16 protein-coding genes are annotated in these 17,276 nt (G+C 66.5%); 9 read left to right on the forward strand and 7 right to left on the reverse strand.

Going from position 1 to position 17,276, the window contains the following annotated elements:
• The first annotated feature begins 13 nt into the window (after positions 1-13).
• Positions 14-1,459: an aminotransferase-like domain-containing protein gene (locus tag KHP16_RS05430; RefSeq protein WP_109581434.1), complete on the forward strand. Its 1,446-nt coding sequence runs from the start codon at positions 14-16 to the stop codon at positions 1,457-1,459.
• A 20-nt stretch (positions 1,460-1,479) separates the two neighbouring features.
• Positions 1,480-1,791 (forward strand): transcriptional regulator, encoded by a 312-nt coding sequence (locus KHP16_RS05435; protein WP_109581433.1) that lies wholly within the window; start codon positions 1,480-1,482, stop codon positions 1,789-1,791.
• A gap of 52 nt (positions 1,792-1,843) precedes the next feature.
• Here KHP16_RS05435 and KHP16_RS05440 read toward each other — a convergent pair whose 3' ends face one another.
• Genes KHP16_RS05440 through wrbA form a run of 3 tightly spaced genes read right to left on the reverse strand, consistent with a single transcriptional unit; the run spans position 1,844 to position 4,345 of the window.
• Positions 1,844-3,277, reverse strand: a complete 1,434-nt coding sequence (locus tag KHP16_RS05440; protein WP_211959715.1) for an FAD-binding oxidoreductase — start codon at positions 3,275-3,277, stop codon at positions 1,844-1,846.
• Between the two features lie 40 nt (positions 3,278-3,317).
• Positions 3,318-3,734 carry a DUF2069 domain-containing protein gene (locus tag KHP16_RS05445; RefSeq protein WP_109581431.1) on the reverse strand — a complete coding sequence of 139 codons (417 nt, stop codon included), beginning with the start codon at positions 3,732-3,734 and terminating at the stop codon, positions 3,318-3,320.
• The gene (gene wrbA / locus KHP16_RS05450) at positions 3,731-4,345 is read right to left on the reverse strand and encodes an NAD(P)H:quinone oxidoreductase (protein ID WP_109581430.1); all 615 of its coding nucleotides are present in this window, start codon (positions 4,343-4,345) and stop codon (positions 3,731-3,733) included. The genes KHP16_RS05445 and wrbA overlap by 4 nt, the downstream gene beginning before the upstream one ends.
• A gap of 167 nt (positions 4,346-4,512) precedes the next feature.
• Between wrbA and KHP16_RS05455 the strand changes: the two genes are divergently transcribed.
• Positions 4,513-5,823 (forward strand): YihY family inner membrane protein, encoded by a 1,311-nt coding sequence (locus tag KHP16_RS05455; RefSeq protein ID WP_109582704.1) that lies wholly within the window; start codon positions 4,513-4,515, stop codon positions 5,821-5,823.
• A gap of 110 nt (positions 5,824-5,933) precedes the next feature.
• On the opposite strand, the gene KHP16_RS05460 is transcribed toward KHP16_RS05455, so the two are convergent.
• Together KHP16_RS05460 and KHP16_RS05465 are read right to left on the reverse strand one after the other, a co-directional pair.
• Entirely contained in the window at positions 5,934-6,755 is an 822-nt protein-coding gene (locus KHP16_RS05460; protein WP_109581429.1) for an alpha/beta fold hydrolase, read from the reverse strand.
• Entirely contained in the window at positions 6,755-8,074 is a 1,320-nt protein-coding gene (locus tag KHP16_RS05465) for an O-acetylhomoserine aminocarboxypropyltransferase (protein WP_211959716.1), read from the reverse strand. The genes KHP16_RS05460 and KHP16_RS05465 overlap by 1 nt, the downstream gene beginning before the upstream one ends.
• A 233-nt stretch (positions 8,075-8,307) precedes the next feature.
• Between KHP16_RS05465 and KHP16_RS05470 the strand changes: the two genes are divergently transcribed.
• The 5 genes from KHP16_RS05470 to KHP16_RS05490 all read left to right on the forward strand — a co-directional run bounded on the left by KHP16_RS05470 (position 8,308) and on the right by KHP16_RS05490 (position 14,023).
• Positions 8,308-8,784 carry a CBS domain-containing protein gene (locus tag KHP16_RS05470; RefSeq protein WP_109581427.1) on the forward strand — a complete coding sequence of 159 codons (477 nt, stop codon included), beginning with the start codon at positions 8,308-8,310 and terminating at the stop codon, positions 8,782-8,784.
• A 105-nt stretch (positions 8,785-8,889) separates the two neighbouring features.
• Positions 8,890-10,803, forward strand: coding sequence for an MFS transporter (locus KHP16_RS05475; protein WP_121491042.1), 1,914 nt, complete (start codon positions 8,890-8,892; stop codon positions 10,801-10,803).
• A 16-nt stretch (positions 10,804-10,819) separates the two neighbouring features.
• Positions 10,820-11,614, forward strand: a complete 795-nt coding sequence (locus KHP16_RS05480) for a glutathione S-transferase C-terminal domain-containing protein (RefSeq protein WP_109581425.1) — start codon at positions 10,820-10,822, stop codon at positions 11,612-11,614.
• 106 nt (positions 11,615-11,720) lie between these two features.
• Positions 11,721-12,818, forward strand: coding sequence for a chorismate synthase (gene aroC, locus KHP16_RS05485; protein ID WP_109581424.1), 1,098 nt, complete (start codon positions 11,721-11,723; stop codon positions 12,816-12,818).
• Positions 12,818-14,023 (forward strand): MFS transporter, encoded by a 1,206-nt coding sequence (locus KHP16_RS05490; protein ID WP_115952848.1) that lies wholly within the window; start codon positions 12,818-12,820, stop codon positions 14,021-14,023. The genes aroC and KHP16_RS05490 overlap by 1 nt, the downstream gene beginning before the upstream one ends.
• Before the next feature lie 78 nt (positions 14,024-14,101).
• Here KHP16_RS05490 and KHP16_RS05495 read toward each other — a convergent pair whose 3' ends face one another.
• Together KHP16_RS05495 and KHP16_RS05500 are read right to left on the reverse strand one after the other, a co-directional pair.
• On the reverse strand, positions 14,102-15,205 hold the full coding sequence (locus tag KHP16_RS05495; RefSeq protein WP_109581423.1) for an NAD(P)/FAD-dependent oxidoreductase: 1,104 nt from the start codon (positions 15,203-15,205) through the stop codon (positions 14,102-14,104).
• A 25-nt stretch (positions 15,206-15,230) separates the two neighbouring features.
• Positions 15,231-15,938: a FadR/GntR family transcriptional regulator gene (locus KHP16_RS05500; RefSeq protein ID WP_109581422.1), complete on the reverse strand. Its 708-nt coding sequence runs from the start codon at positions 15,936-15,938 to the stop codon at positions 15,231-15,233.
• Between the two features lie 239 nt (positions 15,939-16,177).
• Between KHP16_RS05500 and KHP16_RS05505 the strand changes: the two genes are divergently transcribed.
• Positions 16,178-17,062, forward strand: a complete 885-nt coding sequence (locus KHP16_RS05505; RefSeq protein WP_115952849.1) for a flagellar brake protein — start codon at positions 16,178-16,180, stop codon at positions 17,060-17,062.
• The last annotated feature ends 214 nt before the right edge of the window (positions 17,063-17,276 follow it).

Raw genomic sequence — 17,276 nt, forward strand, 5'->3', positions numbered from 1 at the left:
AGGCTGGCAGGCGGTGAACCTATACGAGAAGCTCGCGTCGGACATCGAGGCGCTGGTACAGCAGGGCGTGTTGTTGCCCGGAGAGCGGATTCCGTCGGTGCGGCAGGCCAGCCAGCATCACCGGCTCAGCATCACCACCGTCATCCGCGCCTACGTGCTGCTGGAAAGCCGCGGCATCATCGAAAGCCGCCCGCAGTCGGGCTACTTCGTGCGCGCGCGCCGCGAGGAGCCGCCGGTGGAACTGCGCCCGACGCGGCCCGATCCGCGCCCGTCGGCGGTGGATGTCAGCGCGCTCGTGCTCTCCACGCTGCGGTCGATCCGCTCGGACGAGGCGGTCGCGCTCGGTTCGCCGTATCCCGATCCCACGCTGTTTCCGTGGCAGCGCATCAACCAGTACGCCAACAATATCGGGCGCCGCTATGCGACGTGGAACGTGCTGGACGACCTGCCGCCAGGGCAGCCGCAACTGATTCGCCAGATCACGCGGCGGTATCTGGAGAACGGCTACACGATCGATCCCAACGAGGTCATCATCACGATCGGCGCGACCGAGGCGATCAATCTCTGCCTGCAGGCGGTGGCCAGGCCCGGCGATGCGATCGCCGTGGAGTCGCCCACCTATTACGCCATGCTGCACGCGATCGAGCGCCTGGGCATGCGCGCAGTGGAAGTGCCGACCGATCCGGTCGAGGGCATGGACCTGCCGTCCCTGATGCGCCTGATCGAAGAGCGCAACATCAAGGCGTGCATGGTGATGCCGAATTTCCAGAATCCGCTTGGCTTCCAGATGTCCGACGAGCGCAAGCGGCAGCTCGTGGCGCTGCTCACCGAGAAGAACATTCCGGTCATCGAGAACGATGTGTATGGCGAGCTCTATTACGGCGATGCCCATCCGACCTCGCTGAAGGCGTACGATACGACGGGTATCGTGCTGCATTGCGCGTCGTTCTCCAAGACGCTGACCAATGCGTGGCGCATCGGCTGGGCGCTGCCGGGGCGTTACCGCGAAAAGGTGGAGCGCCTCAAGTTCCTGAACACGCTGACGACGCCGGCGATTCCTCAACTGGCGATCGCCGAGTTCCTGAAGAACGATGGCTACGATTTCCATCTGCGGCGCGTGCGCAAGGCCTATGCGCAGCAGGCCGACATCATGGCGGCGGCCGTGCGGCGGTTCTTTCCGCCCGGTACCAGCACGTCCCGGCCGACCGGCGGCTATGTGATGTGGGTCCAGCTGCCGGACGGCGTGGACGCCATGGCGTTGTATCACGCCGCGCTGGAGCGCAAGATCACGGTAGCGCCGGGACACATGTTCTCGGCGGCGCCGACGTATACGAACTGCATCCGGCTCAATTACAGTGCGGCATGGACGCCCGAGATCGAGGCGGCCGTGGTGACACTGGGCAAGCTCGTCGCGTCGCTGCAGGCACGCACGGGACCGGTGCAGGAGATGTCCGGATAAACCAGAGCGGAGACAACAACATGGAAGACCAGACCCCAGCAGAAGAACCGGGCGCAGAGGACATGGACCCGGCGGTGGCCGGCATCCTTCAGGTCCTGTGGACGGCCAGCCAGGAAACGGACGGCAAACGCTGGTCGCTCGCCCGCATCAGCAAGCGCGCGGGCGTACAGATGAGCGTATTGCGACGGGTCCTGACCCAGCTCGAACAACTCGAACTCGCCGAGACCACCATGGACGAGGAAGGGCGCGGCACCGCGCACCTGACGGAGGAGGGCGAGGCGTTATGCGCCGAGCTGTTCGACGGGCAGGCGTCGCAGCTGACGCGGCATTAGCGGCGGCACGAGCGGCGGCATTGGCGAAGCGCTGTTGAGGGGGTACTCCCCCTCAAACCACCTTCCCCGGATTCATCAACCCCCGCGGATCGAACGCCTGCTTCACCAACCGCATCAATCCCAGCTCCACCGCACTCTTGTATCGGGCATTCTCCCCAAGCTTCAGCTGCCCCAATCCATGCTCCGCGGAGATCGACCCGTTGAACCGGTGCACGCTGTCATGCACGATCCGGTTCACCGTGTCCTGATGCGCGAGGAACGCGTCGTGATCCTCGCCCTCGGGCGGCGACACGTTGTAGTGCAGGTTGCCATCCCCCAGATGCCCGAACGTGACCATCCGCGCCCCGGGAAACACCGTCTGCAATAGCGCATCCGTCGTCTCGATAAATTCCGCCACTCGCGAGATGGGCACGGCAATATCGTGCTTGATGTTCTTGCCTTCCTCGACCTGCGCCAGCGGAATGTGCTCGCGAAGATTCCAGAAATCGCGCGACTGCTGCACGGACTCCGCGACCACCGCATCGAGCACGACGCCCGCATCGAATGCCGCCGTCATCATCGTCTCGAAAATCGCCCGCGCATGTTCCTCGCTCTCGCTGTCGGACAGCTCGAGCAACACGAGCTGCGGATACGCCTGCGAGAAGGGATACCGGAGCTGCGGATAATGCCGCGTCACCAGCGTCATGCAGAGCTCGGACATCAGTTCGAAGCCGGTGAGCATCGAGCCCGCATGTGACTGCGCGATGGACAGCAGCGACAACGCATCGCGCGGGCTCTGCAGGGCGGCCAGCGCCGTCACGCGCGCCCGCGGCGCCGGATAAAGCTTCATGACCGCGGCGGTAATGATCCCGAGCGTCCCCTCGGCCCCAATGAACAGATCCCGGAGGTCATACCCCGTATTGTCCTTGCGCAATCCCCGCAGCCCATCCCATACCTCGCCCGTAGCGGTGACCACCTCGAGCCCAAGGCATAGCTCGCGCGTATTGCCATAACGCAGCACGCCCGTGCCGCCGGCATTGGTCGCGAGATTGCCGCCGATCGTGCAGCTGCCCTCGGCAGCGAGGCTCAATGGAAACAGCCGATCCTCCGCGCGAACGGCGTCCTGCAGCTGCTGCAGGATCACGCCAGCCTCCACGGTCACGGTGTTGTTGAGCGGATCGATCGCGCGAATCCGGTTGAGCCGTTGCAGCGACAGTACGACGACCCCTTTGGCAGCGGCTTCGCCTGCCGCCGGCGTGGCCCCGCCGCACAGTCCCGTGTTCCCGCCCTGCGGTACGATCGCGATGTCATGCGCATGACAGGCGTGCACGACCGCCGCCACCTCCTGCGTGGTACCGGGCCGCAGCACGGCGAGCGCGTCGCCGCTGTAGCGGCGGCGCCAGTCGGTGAGGTACGAGGCCTTGTCCTCGGCCTCCGTCAGCACGTGCTGTGCACCGATGGCGGCACGGCAAAGGTCGAGGAACGAATCGGGGTGGGCGGCGGGCATGGGAAGAATTGTCTCGTATTGTCTCGTATAGGCGGACGCGTCAGTGCGGCTGGCGTCTGGCGGCCGCGCGCGCGCGTCGTTTATACGGGCGCAGGTAGAAGATGGTGCTGAAGAAGAACACGAGCGTGAGGACGACCTCGACGATGGCGAGTATCGCCGACGGCCCGCGGTCGCTGGTCGCGCGCACCACGCCTTCGGTGAAATACAGCAGGATCAGCATCGACGACCACTGCAGCGTATAGCGATTGCGCGCGATCGCGCCGCGCAGCACGGGCAGCAGGAACACGACCTTGAGAATCAGCCACGAGCCGCCGGGCCGCAGCGGCGCGAGAAACCATTCCCACGCGATGCACAGCGCCATCAGCGCGATCAGGCTCCACAGGCTCGCGCGATAGAGCGCGACGTTATGGAGCCCGCTGTCTGTGGCGGCGGGCGTGTTGCCGTCGGGCGCGGTCATGCCGTGCTTCCCGCCGCGGGAGCCGAGAGCCGCAACGCGGTCTGTGCCAGCCGCCGACCCATCGCCACGGCCAGCGCCGCTTCCTGCTCGGTCACGGGCCCGCGGTTATCGACATGCGCATGATGGCTCGGCCCATAAGGCGTGCCCCCGGCGGTCGTCGTCATCAACCCGGGCTCCGCATAAGGCAGCCCCATCACGAGCATCCCGTGATGGAACAGCGGCAGCATCATGGAGAGCAGGGTGGTCTCCTGCCCGCCATGCAGGCTTCCGGTCGAGGTGAACACGCAGGCGGGCTTGCCCGACAACGCCCCGGACAGCCATTGCGACACCGTGCCGTCGAGGAAGTACTTCATCGGCGCGGCCATGTTGCCGAAGCGCGTCGGGCTGCCGAGCGCGAGGCCCGCGCATTCCTCGAGGTCGCGGAGTTCGACGTAGGGGGCGCCTTCGGCGGGGATATCGGGCGCGGTGGCCTCGCAGACCGTTGAGACGGGCGGCACCGTGCGCAGGCGCGCCTGGGCGCCGGGGACGCTGTCGATGCCGTTGGCGATCAGCTCGGCGAGCTTGCGGGTACTGCCATGACGGCTGTAAAACAGGACCAGGATGTCAGTCATGAAGGCTCGGCGGTCGGGGGAACCCTGCCGCGCGTCTGGCGGTGGGGGCCGTGAACAATGCGCGTATTATAGTTGCGTGCTTCTTTCGGGCCACATCGGTGGCTCGCTCGCCGTTCGCAATCTTTTTCGTCACCAACGTCGTCACCATCAAGGAACACAGAACCCGCATGGCCGCCGCACGCATCGCCCGCCTGCGCAGGGAATGGAACCTGCAGAAGGTGCGCGCGCTTTCCCGTTACGCATTGCGCCGCGCCGCCGAAGACCGCCTGCCGCAGGTCTCGGCGAGCCTCACCTTTACGACCGTGCTGGCCGTGGTGCCCGTGCTCACGGTCGCGTTCGCGCTGCTCGCCGCGTTTCCGATGTTCCGCGACTTCCGCGGGGAGATCGAGACGTTCCTGTTCCAGAATCTGATTCCGGGCGGCAATATCAGCGACTCGGTGTCGCGCTACATCGGCCAGTTCGCCAAGAGCGCGCGAGGGCTCACGGCGCTGGGTCTCGTCGGCCTGATGCTCACGTCGGTGCTGACGATGCTGACCGTGGAGGACGCGCTCAATGCCATCTGGCGCGTCAAACGGCGGCGGCCCTTCGCCCAACGCGTGCTCGTCTTCTGGGCCGTGCTGACGCTCGGCCCCGTGCTGATCGGGGCGAGCCTGTCGATCAGCTCGTATCTCATTTCGATTTCCGCGGGGTACGTGACGACGATTCCGTTCGGCGTCGGGCTTCTGGTAGGGGTGACGCCGGTCGCGCTGTCGGCCATCGCGTTTGCGTTCCTGTACATGGCGGTGCCGTACGCCTATGTCGAATGGCGCGACGCTATCGTCGCGGGCCTCGTCGCGGCAATTGCCTTCGAAATCGCCAAGCGCGGTTTTGGGTATTTCATCACGCATATCCCGACGTACACGGCGGTGTATGGCACGTTCGCCGTGTTGCCGCTGTTCCTGCTGTGGATGTACGTCAGCTGGCTCGTCACGCTGCTCGGCGCGACGATTGCCGCCAACCTGCCGGTGATCCGCCAGGGCTACTGGCGCCGCAGAACGTTCGCGGGCAGCGAATTCTTCGATGCACTGGGCGTGCTGTACCTGCTGTACCGCGCGCGGGACGAGATGCCGCGCAGCGTCGGTGAGCTCGATATGGGGCGCAAGCTGCGGGTGGAGGCGGACTATCTGGCGAGCCTGCTAGGCAAGCTCAAGGGCTTGCACCTGATCGGCAAGCTGCAGCAGGAGCGGGGTCAGGCGCACTGGGCGCTGCTATGCGACCCATCGCAGGTCACGCTCCGCGTGCTGCACGACCGCCTGGTCCTGAACCTCGCCCGCCTCCCGCGCACGGCGCTGGCCCACCAGATGCAGGGCGTGGACCGCCTGCGCGGCATCCTCGACAACCCTCAACTGGACCAACCCCTCGAGGTGGTGTTCCGGCAGCAGGAGGAGGGGAAGCCGGTGCTGGAGGTCGTGCCACCGGGGTGGCACGGGCAGGTTTAGGCCTGCCTCGCCGCACCGCCGGTCTGCGCCCGTTTCCGTCACGAGAGGGGCCGGGGGAGAGGGGCCGGGGGAGAGGGCCCAGATTGACCCAAAGGGGGGCGAAGCCCCCCTCAAGCCGCAATCACCCTTCTCGCAAACGCCCCCAACGCATCCAGCACCTCATCCGGCCGCTCCCCCATCAACGCATGCCCACAGGGCACCGTGACCACTGAAGCGTCGGCAATCCGCCCGGCAAGCGCCTGCGCGGCTTTCGGAGAGGTCATCTGATCCCGGGTCCCCGTCACGAACAACACGGGACATCGAACCGAAGCCGCCGCCTCGTCCCCATGCGCATAGGCATTGCAAGCCGAGAAATCCGTATGGAACACATGCGCCTCGGGATTGCGGCGGGAGACCCGTTCCATCAGGCGTTGACTCCCCCCATGCATCCACGCCCCAGGCCCCGGCGAAGACGGCTTGTTGGCAAGGCTGGACAGCGACCACTGCGTCACCATCGCAATCGCCTCCTCCTCCCGATGCAACGCCGCATCGAGCAACGCCTCCGAAACCTTCATCGGATACGCCGTCGCCAGCAAACCAATCCCCCGCACAGCCTCCGCATGCCGCGCCGCGCATTCCAGCGCGATCAGCGACCCCATGCTGTGTCCAAACACCAGCACCGGACCCGCAGCTCCCGCCGCGGCAACCAGCGCCATCACCCAGTCGGCCATCGCCTCGATGGACGTCAGCGGCGCCCCGGCGCTCCGCTGATGCCCCGGCAAATCCACCGCCAGCACGGAGAACCCATGGTTGGCGAACCACCGCGTCTGCAACGCCCACACCGTGTGGTCGTTCTGCGCCCCATGCACGAACACGGCACAGGGCAGGGCGGGATTGAACGGCTTGCCGCCGGTGTAGGCATAGGCCCGCTGGCCAAGAACGGTCAGTTCCATCAACGGCCTCCTTTTGTACCCGCACCCGCACCCATCGCCCGCTCGGCGGCCTTGAGCCCGCGCTTGAGATCGTCGATCAGATCGTCCGGATCCTCGAGCCCTATCGACAGGCGAATCGTCCCCTCGCCAACTCCCGCCGCCTTGAGCGCCGCCGCATCCATCCGGAAGTGCGTCGTCGACGCTGGATGAATCACCAGCGACCGTGCATCCCCCACATTCGCCAGATGCGAAAACAGCGAAAGGCTCTCGATAAACCGCTGTCCCGCCACCCGGTCGGCCCGGAGGTTGAAGCTGAACACCGCGCCACACCCCCGCGGCAGCAACCGCTTCGCGAGCGCATGATCGGGATGCGACTCGAGCTCGGGATACGCCACCGCCTCCACCATCGGATGCGAAGCCAGAAAGCCAACGACCTTGCGCGTATTGTCGACATGCCGCGCCATCCGCAGGGGCAGCGTCTCGATCCCTTGCAGCAACTGCCACGCCGCCATCGGATTCATCGCCGCCCCAAAGTCCCGCAACCCCTCCCGCCGGGCGCGCAAGAGAAATGGCGCGACCGTGCTTTCCTCGGCGAACACCATGTTGTGGAAGCCCGCGTAAGGCTCCGTCAGCTCCGGAAAACGTCCCGACGCCTCGAAGTCGAACGTTCCGCCCTCGACCAGCACGCCGCCGATGGTTGTCCCATGCCCCCCGAGGAACTTGGTCGCGGAGTGATAGACCATGCCGGCGCCATGGTCGAATGGCCGCAGCAGATAGGGTGTCGTGAACGTCGAGTCCACGAGCAAAGGAATGCCATGGTCCTGTCCGATCTGCGCCACCGTCTCGATATCGAGCACATCGAGCCCGGGGTTGCCCAGCGTCTCCCCGAACAACAGCCGCGTCTCGGGCCGGATCGCCGCCCGCCACGCATCGATATCGCGCGGATCGACGAACGTGGTCTCGATGCCGAAGCGCCGCAGCGTGTAATGCAGCAGGTTATGAGAGCCGCCATACAGCGCCGACGACGCGACGATATGCGAGCCCGCGCCCATCAGCGTCGCCACGGCCAGATGCAACGCGGCCTGGCCCGAGGCCGTGCCGATCGCCCCGGCGCCGCCCTCGAGCGCCGCGACGCGCTCCTCGAACACGGCGACCGTCGGATTGGATATCCGCGAATAAACATGCCCCGCGCGTTCCATATTGAACAGCGACGCGGCATGTTCGCTATCGCGAAACACGAACGAGGTGGTCAGGTGGATCGGTGTGGCACGGGCCCCGGTGGCGGGGTCCGGCGCGGCGCCAGCGTGCAGCGTCAGCGTGTCGAATCGGGTTCCGGACATGGATGTCTCGCTTGTTGTGGTCTCCGGTGGGCATCCTAGCACCGGCACGGTGCCGCGCCATCGAGGGAAACGCGCAGGCGGCCGCCGGTCGAAGGAATGCTCGCTTTACTTGGCGGCCCGGTTTGGGCTAGCATCGGCGCATCGGACGGGCCGTTTCCGGCTTTTCCCTTGCCATTCAGAAACATACATACCGATACGGGCCAGCCCGCCGGCAGCCTCCGGAGACCGTCATCATGAAAGTCAGCGACATCCTGCAGATCAAGGGCAACACCCTGTACACCGTCAACCCGGACACGTCGCTGCTGGAAGCCGTCAACACGATGGCCGAGCACGACATTGGCTCGGTCGTGATCATGGAGTACGGCGAGCTGGTCGGCATGCTGACGTTCCGCGAAATCATCGAGACGCTGGCGAAGAATAACGGCACGGTCGGTACGCACAGCCTGCGCAAGATCATGGACGACGCGCCGCTGACCTGCACGCCCGAAACCGACGTCAACGAAGTGCGCCGCATGATGCTCGAGCGGCACACGCGCTATCTGCCCGTGCTCGACAACCGCACGCTGATGGGCGTGATCTCGTTCTACGACGTGGCCAAGGCCGTGGTCGAGGAGCAGAGCTTCGAGAACAAGATGCTCAAGGCGTATATCCGCGACTGGCCGGAAGAGCGCACCGAAGAGCGCTCGGACGAGCGCACCGCGCAGCCCTGAGCGGCGCATGGCGTCAGGCAAGGGCGAGCGGCGTCCGCCGCCCGCCGCCCGGTCTGTTCGTCGCATCCCGCTGTGCATCAATCGAAGCCGTCTAGAAAGCCATCGATGAGCCAACATAGTCAGTTCCGCCTGCTGGGTCTGCGGCGGTTCGCCCCGTTTTTCTGGACGCAGTTCCTCGGGGCGATGAACGACAACGTCTTCAAGGTCGCCTTCACGTCGCTGGTGACCTACCACACGGCACTGTTCGAAGGCGTCGACGCCCACTCCGCGGCATTCCTGATCTCGGCGATCTTCATTGCTCCATTCGTACTGTTCTCGGCCACGAGCGGACAGATTGCGGACAAGATCGAGAAGTCGCGGCTGATCCGGCTGGTCAAGTCGTTAGAGATTGCGATCATGCTGCTCGGTCTGGCCGGCTTCTACTCGCACAGCGCGGGCATCCTCTACACCGGCACGTTCCTGATGGGCCTGCATTCGACGCTGTTCGGCCCCGTCAAGTTCGCCTATCTGCCCCAGCATCTGGATCAGACCGAACTCGTCGGCGGCAACGGCCTCGTGGAGATGGGGACGTTCGTGGCCATCCTCTTCGGCACGATCATCGGCGGCGAACTGGCCGGCCTGACGCGCGATGGCGCGGTGGTCGGCCCGCTCTACGTCGGCATCGTCTGCGTGGCGCTCGCCGTGGCCGGACGGGTTGTCTCGGCGGGTGTGCCCCATTCACCGGCACCCCAGCCAGATCTCCGCATCAACTGGAACCCATTCACCGAGACGTGGCGCAACCTGATGCTCGCGCGCGAGCGCCGCGTGGTGTTCCTGAGCCTGCTCGGCATCTCGTGGCTGTGGTTCCTCGGCGCGACATTCCTGACCTCGTTCTTCAGCTTCGCGAAGGACGTGCTCGGCGGCGACCAGAACGTGGTCACGCTGCTGCTGGCCGTGTTCTCGATCGGCATCGGCTTCGGCTCGCTGCTGTGCGAACGGCTGTCCAGCCGCCATGTGGAAATCGGGCTCGTGCCGTTCGGCTCGATCGGCATGACGGTGTTCGCGGTAGACCTGTATCTGGCCACGCATGGATACGCATCGACCGGCACGCCGAGCGCGCAGTTGACGGGGATCGGCGGCTTCCTCGCCGGCCCGGGCCACTGGCGCGTGCTCGTCGATCTGTTCGGCGTCGCGATGTTCGGCGGCTTCTACAGCGTGCCGCTGTACGCGCTGATCCAGAGCCGCTGCGCGCCGACGCACCGCGCGCGCATTATCGCCGCCAACAACATCCTGAATAGTTTCTTCATGATCGCGGCGTCGCTGCTCGGCGTCGTGCTGACGTCCGCCGGTTACACGATCCCGCAATTGTTCCTCGTCGTCGGCCTGCTCAACGCGGTCGTGGCGATCTACATCTACACGCTGGTGCCGGAATTCCTGCTGCGGTTCATCGCCTGGATTCTCGTGCACACGATTTACCGCCTGCACCGCATCAACGCCGAAAACATCCCGGAAGACGGCCCAGCGGTGCTCGTCTGCAACCACGTGAGCTTTGCGGACGCGGTGGTGCTAATGGCCGCGAGCCCGCGCCCCGTGCGGTTCGTGATGGACCATCGCATCTTCAGGATCCCGTTCCTGTCGTGGTTCTTCCGTCAGGCGCGCGCGATTCCCATCGCGCCCGCGCACGAAAATCCGGAGATGCTCGAGCGCGCCTACGATGCCGTGGCGCAGGCGCTGGAGGAGGGCGACCTCGTCTGCATCTTCCCGGAAGGCAAGATCACGGCCACGGGCGACCTGAATCCGTTCAGGAGCGGCGTGCAGCAGATCATCCGCCGCACGCCCGTGCCCGTGGTGCCGATGGCGCTGCGCGGATTGTGGGGCAGCTTCTTCTCGCGCAAGGACGGTCCGGCCATGTCGCGGCCGTTCCGTCGCGGTATCCAGAGCAAGCTGGAACTCGTCGTGGGCGCGCCCGTGCCGCCCGAAGAGGTCACGCCCGAAGGATTGCAGCAGACCGTGGCCGCGTTGCGCGGCGAGTGGCGCTAGGCTGGAGGGGAAGACCATGATCACGCTCTACACGTTCGGTCCGGCCTTCGGGCTGCCCGATGCGAGTCCGTTCGTCACCAAGGCCGAGATGCTGCTCAAGCTGTCGGGCCTGCCGTACGAGACGCGGCGCGGCAGCCTGCGGCGCGCGCCCAAGGGCAAGCTGCCATACCTCGACGACACGGGCCGCCTCATCGCGGACTCGACGCTGATCCGGCTGCATCTCGAGAAGACCTATCACATCGACTTCGACGAAGGCCTCGATGCGGCGCAGCGCGGCACCGCGTGGGCGGTCGAGAAGCTGATGGAAGACAACCTGTACTGGGTCGTCGCGCGCGTGCGCTGGCTGGACCGCGAGAACTTCGCGCGCGGCCCGGCGATGTTCTTCCGCCGCGTGCCGGCGCCCGTGCGCGGGCTCGTGGAACGGCTCGTGCAGCGCAAGGTGCGGCAGATGCTGTGGAGCCAGGGGGCGGGGCGCTATACCGACGACGAACTCGTGGCGCTGGCCAACCATGGCGTGGGCGCGATCGCGGACATCCTCGGCGACAAGCGCTACCTGATGGGCGATCGGCCATGCGGCGCGGACGCCACGCTGTTTGCGTTCGCGGGAGCGCTGATGTCTCCTGTGTTCGAGACGCCGATACGCACCGCGGCCGAGGCGCGGCCCAACCTCGTCACCTATATCGCGCGCATGCGGCGCGAGTTCTATCCCGACTTCGCGTTCCCCGTCGCGGCCAGCCCGGCCCTGGCTGGGCCCGCCATCGCGGGCGGCGTCGCCATGCCCGAAGCGGCCAATGGCGCGATCCGGGAGTAGGGGTGACGCCAGGGGGGGGCGTCACCGGGGCGCCAGCGGGTCGCCAATCAGGAGCCAAATTAGCCGTACAATGTAGGCCGTTTTTGACTTCTCGGCGGTTTCGATCATGTCCGGCAATACCCTTGGCCTGCTGTTCACTGTCACCACGTTTGGCGAATCGCACGGCCCCGCTATCGGCGCCGTCGTGGACGGCTGCCCGCCGGGCCTGTCGCTGACCGAAGCCGACATCCAGGGCGATCTCGATCGCCGCAAGCCGGGGACCTCGCGCCACGTCACGCAGCGCAAGGAGCCGGATCAGGTCGAGATCCTGTCGGGCGTCTTCGAAGGCAAGACCACGGGTACGCCCATCTGCCTGCTCATCCGCAACACCGATCAGCGCAGCAAGGACTATGGCAATATCGTCGAGACGTTCCGTCCCGGCCATGCCGACTACACCTACTGGCAGAAATACGGCATCCGCGACTATCGCGGCGGCGGCCGTTCGTCGGCTCGCCTGACCGCGCCCGTGGTGGCCGCGGCCGCCATCGCCAAGAAGTGGCTGCGCGAGCAGTACGGCACCGAGATTCGTGGCTACATGTCGGCGCTGGGCGAGATCGAAGTGCCGTTCATCGACTGGAAGCACGTGCCGGAGAACCCGTTCTTCGCGGCCAACGAAGACATCGTGCCCGAGCTCGAGACCTATATGGATACGCTGCGTCATGACGGCGACTCCGTCGGCGCGCGCATCAACGTGGTGGCCAGCGGTGTGCCCGTCGGCCTCGGCGAGCCGCTGTTCGACAAGCTCGATGCCGATATCGCGCACGCGATGATGGGCATCAACGCGGTCAAGGGCGTCGAGATCGGCGCGGGCTTCGACAGCGTGGCGCAGCGGGGCACGTTCCATGGCGACGAGCTGTCGCCCGAAGGCTTCCGTACCAACCATGCCGGCGGCGTGCTCGGCGGTATCTCGACCGGGCAGGACATCACGGTATCGATCGCCATCAAGCCGACGTCGAGCATCCGTTCGCCGAAGGCCTCGATCGACAAGTCGGGTACGCCGGCAACGGTCGAGACGTTCGGCCGCCACGATCCGTGCGTGGGCATCCGCGCCACGCCGATTGCGGAAGCCATGCTGGCCCTCGTGCTGATGGACCACGCGCTACGGCATCGCGCGCAGTGCGGCGACGTGCGCGTGGAAACGCCGCGTATTCCGGCCCAGTCTTGATCTCCAGCCATGGCGGGAGCGGCGGGCGGACCGGCATCGACACCGCCACGTATCTGCGCTTTGGGCTGTTCTATCTGGGGTATTACGGCTATGTAGGCGTTATCTCGCCCTACATCAGCCTCTATTTCTCTGGCCGCGGTTTCTCGCCGGTGCAGATCGGCGTGCTGATGGCGTGCTTTCAGTTCAGCCGCATCGTCGGCCCCTATCTGTGGGGCTGGCTCTCCGACGTCATGCACACGCGCGTGCGCATCCTGCGTCTGACGGCGGTCTCTTCGCTGCTCGCGTTCCTGATGGTGCCGGGCGTGGACACCTACGGCGGCATGATGGCGATGATGATCGGCCTCAACCTGATCACCAGCGCGATGTCGCCGCTGGGCGATGCGCTCACCATCTCCACGCTACGCCGGCATGGAGCGTTCGACCACCGCTATGGCCGGGTGCGCATGTTCGGCTCCGTCGGCTTTATCGCCGCGGTGCTGCTCGGGGGCGCGCTGTTCGAGTACTTCGGCATTCTCGCGTTTCCGTGGCTGGCGAGCGGCATGCTGGGGCTGTTCGCGCTGGTGGTGCTCGGCATGCGCGATGCCGCGGACGACGGCCCCCGCGTGAAGCCGCCCCCGGCGCTGCCGCTGCTCCGCCGCCCCGATGTGGCATGGTTCTTTGCGTCCGCACTGCTGATGATGTTCGCGCATGCGGCGCTGTACGTGTTCTATTCGCTCTACCTCGAACGGCTCGGCTACAGCAAGCTCGCCATCGGCGCGATGTGGACCATCGGCGTGGTGGCGGAGATCGTGTTCTTTTTCTACCAGGGGCGGCTCTTCTCGCGCTTCCCGCTGCGCGCCATCCTCGCGGGAACCTTCGTGCTGGCGGCGGTCCGCTTCGGCCTGACAGGCTACCTCGCCCAACTCGCCTGGCTCATGGCCGCCGTGCAGATCCTCCACGCCGCGACATTCGCCGCCCACCACAGCGCGAGCCTCAAGCGATTGCAGCACTGGTTCGCGGGACCGCTACAGGGCAGGGGGCAGGCGCTTTATACGGGGATTTCCTACGGCATCGGCGGCACGCTCGGCGGACTGGCCATGGGCTGGACATGGAAGACCCTCTCCCCCTCCCACACCTTCGGCCTCGCGGCGGTCGCCGCACTGCTTGGCGCAGGCTGCGCGCTGATGAGCTTTCGGCGGGATGAGGTGGAGAAGGGGTGGGGATAGGGTGGGGATAGGGTGGCATAAGGCGGGGTAGGGCGGGATAGGGCGAGGTTTGCTCCCTGCCTTGTTTGCTCCGCGCTTCTAGCGGGAGAGGGCCTCCACCACTTTCTCCCCGATCGCCAACGACGACGTCAACCCTGGCGACTCGATCCCAAACAGGTTCACCAGCCCCGGCACCCCATGCACCGCGGGCCCATCGATCCGAAAATCCGCCGCGGCCTCGGCCGGCCCGCTGATCTTGGGGCGAATCCCCGCATACCCGGGCTGCAACGCGCCGTCCGCCAGGCCCGGCCAATACCGCCGTACCTCCGCATAAAATCCATCCGCGTCATGCGGCGGCACGCTGTACTCGATCTCGTCGATCCACCGCACATTGGGCCCGAACCGCGCCTGTCCGCCGAGATCCAGCGTCAGATGCACGCCCAGCCCGGCCGCCTCCGGCACCGGATAGATCAGGCGAGAAAACGGCGCGCGCCCCGCAAGCGTGAAATAGCAGCCCTTCGCGTAGTACTGCGGGGGAATCCACGCAGCGGGCATGCCCTCGATGCGGCGCGCGAGGTCGGGCGCCGTCAGTCCGGCCGAATTGACCACCGTGCGCGCGAGCAGCGTCGTCGTGCCTTCGCCGCCCACTTCGAGCCGGATTCCTTCGCCGGTGACCGCCCCGCTCAGCACGGGCGACTGCACGGCGAGCATCGCCCCCGCGTTTTCGGCATCGCCAAGCAACGCCGTCATCAACCCATGACTGTCGATGATCCCGGTCGAAGGCGACAGCAAGGCCGCTTCGCACTCGAGCTGCGGCTCCATCGCCCGCGCCTCATCGCGCGTCAGCATGCGCAGATCGTGCACGCCGTTGGCCGCCGCCTTCGCACGAATCCCTTCCAGCGTCGCCACCTGCGCCGCGCTGGTTGCCACAATCAGCTTCCCGCAGCGCCGATGCTCGACATGATGGCTCTCGCAGAAGTCGTAAAGCATCGCCTTGCCCCGCACGCACAACTCGGCCTTGAGGGACCCGGCGGGGTAGTAGATGCCCGCGTGAATGACCTCGCTGTTGCGCGCGCTCGTTATCGTGCCAAACGCATTCTCGGCCTCGAGCACGATGACCTCGCGCCCCTGCAGCGCGAGCGCCCGCGCCACCGCCAGCCCCACGACGCCAGCGCCAATGACGACGCAATCGACCTGTTCCATCTGCAAGCTCTCCTAGGTATCTCTCTCAAGCCAACGCCAGCCCCATCCGCGCCGCCGCAGCGGCGAGGTGGGCCTGCGCCGCGGCACGCGCGGCCTCCGCATCGCCCGACGCAATCGCCGTCACCAGCGCCGCATGTTCGGCATCCGCCGCGCGCGGCGCCCCCGTCGTTGCCGACAACCGCGCGCTGTTCTCCCACGCCCGCTGCCGGGCCATCAGCAATTGCTGGCTCACGAAATCGGTCAGACCCGTAAAGCACGGGTTATGCGCGGCCGCGGCAATCGCATGATGAAACGCGATATCGGCCGCCGCCGCGCTCGGAAAATCCATCGCATGGGCCTGCATCGCGTCCAACGCCGCGCGGATCGCCACGAGGTCCGCATCGGTCCGCCGCCGCGCCGCCATCTCCGCGCAGGCCACCTCGACCACGCGCCGCAACTCGAACAACTGCTCGAGCGACGGCCCGCCATCCGGCGCGCTCGGCACGCGCCAGACCTGCCCGCCCGGCGTCTCGGAGACATAGGCCCCGGAACCCTTGCGCGTCACGAGCACCCCGTCCGCCTTGAGCAGCGCGATCGCTTCGCGAACGATCGGCCGGCTCACGCCGAACGCCTCCGCGAGACCCGATTCCGCGGGCAGCCGCGCCCCGGCGGCAAACCGCCCGGCCGCGATGTCGTCGCGGAGGGTCTGGGCAATGCGGTTGGCCAACGAAGCCGGGCGGGTGAGGGGTTCCATCGGGTTCAGGATGTCAGGCTGTCTGACAGCTTTTGTAGCGGCCATTGTGTCCCGTCGAAGGAGGAACGTCAAGCCTGCCCCCACAACCCCTCGCCTTTGGGGTCTTCACGGGGTCAAGGTTGTCTTCAAACGGTCGATAGCAGATAAATATCAAATGTGGCCGACAAGCACGCGTCGGTCGCACTCGTGACACTTAGCGGAGGAGATCGATCTCAGCCGCTCTCATGGAGACGCTTGCCATGATCCAGCTATCCCCTCAAGACCTGCCGGTGGGGCAGCCGCTCCCGTGGTCGCTGCTCGACGCCGAAGGCAACCTGATGCTCGGCAGCGGTTGCGTGATCCCCGACAAGCGCGACCTCGCGCTTGTCTTCCGCCACGGCGACGTGTGCCGTCCGGATGAACTCTCCGAAGCCGAGAACGACCCCGTCGCCCCGCGCGGCCGGCTCAGCGCGGGCCCCCTGGGGCTCCAGGTCGGCACGCTGCTGCACGTGAAGCTGCCCGGCGAAAGCTCGCGCGCCGCCGCCAGCCGACTCATCGGCTTCATCGACCAGGGACTGTTCGTGACGTGGCCGAGCCTCGGGGGCCGCGACCTGACAATCCAGGCCGGCGAGTCGCTACTGTTGCGCGGCTTTTCGGGGCAGGCGATCCACAGTTTCACCTCGACGGTCACCGCCGCGTGCCGCAGCCCATTCCGTTACCTCGTGCTGTCGTCCCCGGCGGAAGCCGAACACACCCCCGTCCGTAGCGCCGCGCGCGTCCCGACGCGCCTTGCTGCGTACCTCGTGCATGACAATGACGACGAGCCGTTCGAAGGCCTGATGGCGAGCGGCCTCGCCAGACTCGGCCTGCTGTCCGACCTCAGCACGGGCGGCGCGCTGATCCAGACCTCGGCCCCCGGTCTCGCGGTCGGCAGCCGTATCCGCCTGCGTTTCCGTCTGCGGACCGCATCGATCGACAGCGACGTCACGGTCAACGCGCAGGTACGCGGCGCGCCGGCCGGCAGCGAAGACGAAGAATTCCCGGCATGCGGCGTCGCCTTCGACGCGCTCGGCGAGCGCGAGCTCACGCTGCTGCAATGCTTCATCTACGAGCAATTGCTGAGCAGCACGCGCATGACCGTGTGAGGCATGCGGCCAGATCAGGGGTCAGGGGCTCGTCGCCAGCGTTGGGGAAGGGCGCTCCAGCAGCGAGCCGGTAAAAGCATCGTCGATGCGAAGGCCAGATGCGCGGCCTGCCGGACCGGTCCCGGCCGCGAGCGATGCCATGACGGTGCCCCAAGGAAAAATCTCATCCTAGGCACACCCATCGACCAGCAATATCGCAGAACCTCGAAAGCGC

Source organism: Cupriavidus plantarum (assembly GCF_905397285.1).
Classification (GTDB): domain Bacteria; phylum Pseudomonadota; class Gammaproteobacteria; order Burkholderiales; family Burkholderiaceae; genus Cupriavidus; species Cupriavidus plantarum.

What these genes read in the sequence shown, in the direction of transcription:
- KHP16_RS05435 (WP_109581433.1), top strand. Translation starts at nt 1,480, where the DNA reads ATGGAAGACCAGACCCCAGCAGAAGAACCGGGCGCAGAGGACATGGAC.
- KHP16_RS05440 (WP_211959715.1), bottom strand. Translation starts at nt 3,277, where the DNA reads ATGCCCGCCGCCCACCCCGATTCGTTCCTCGACCTTTGCCGTGCCGCC.
- KHP16_RS05445 (WP_109581431.1), bottom strand. Translation starts at nt 3,734, where the DNA reads ATGACCGCGCCCGACGGCAACACGCCCGCCGCCACAGACAGCGGGCTC.
- wrbA (WP_109581430.1), bottom strand. Translation starts at nt 4,345, where the DNA reads ATGACTGACATCCTGGTCCTGTTTTACAGCCGTCATGGCAGTACCCGC.
- KHP16_RS05455 (WP_109582704.1), top strand. Translation starts at nt 4,513, where the DNA reads ATGGCCGCCGCACGCATCGCCCGCCTGCGCAGGGAATGGAACCTGCAG.
- KHP16_RS05460 (WP_109581429.1), bottom strand. Translation starts at nt 6,755, where the DNA reads ATGGAACTGACCGTTCTTGGCCAGCGGGCCTATGCCTACACCGGCGGC.
- KHP16_RS05465 (WP_211959716.1), bottom strand. Translation starts at nt 8,074, where the DNA reads ATGTCCGGAACCCGATTCGACACGCTGACGCTGCACGCTGGCGCCGCG.
- KHP16_RS05470 (WP_109581427.1), top strand. Translation starts at nt 8,308, where the DNA reads ATGAAAGTCAGCGACATCCTGCAGATCAAGGGCAACACCCTGTACACC.
- KHP16_RS05475 (WP_121491042.1), top strand. Translation starts at nt 8,890, where the DNA reads ATGAGCCAACATAGTCAGTTCCGCCTGCTGGGTCTGCGGCGGTTCGCC.
- KHP16_RS05480 (WP_109581425.1), top strand. Translation starts at nt 10,820, where the DNA reads ATGATCACGCTCTACACGTTCGGTCCGGCCTTCGGGCTGCCCGATGCG.
- aroC (WP_109581424.1), top strand. Translation starts at nt 11,721, where the DNA reads ATGTCCGGCAATACCCTTGGCCTGCTGTTCACTGTCACCACGTTTGGC.
- KHP16_RS05495 (WP_109581423.1), bottom strand. Translation starts at nt 15,205, where the DNA reads ATGGAACAGGTCGATTGCGTCGTCATTGGCGCTGGCGTCGTGGGGCTG.
- KHP16_RS05500 (WP_109581422.1), bottom strand. Translation starts at nt 15,938, where the DNA reads ATGGAACCCCTCACCCGCCCGGCTTCGTTGGCCAACCGCATTGCCCAG.
- KHP16_RS05505 (WP_115952849.1), top strand. Translation starts at nt 16,178, where the DNA reads ATGATCCAGCTATCCCCTCAAGACCTGCCGGTGGGGCAGCCGCTCCCG.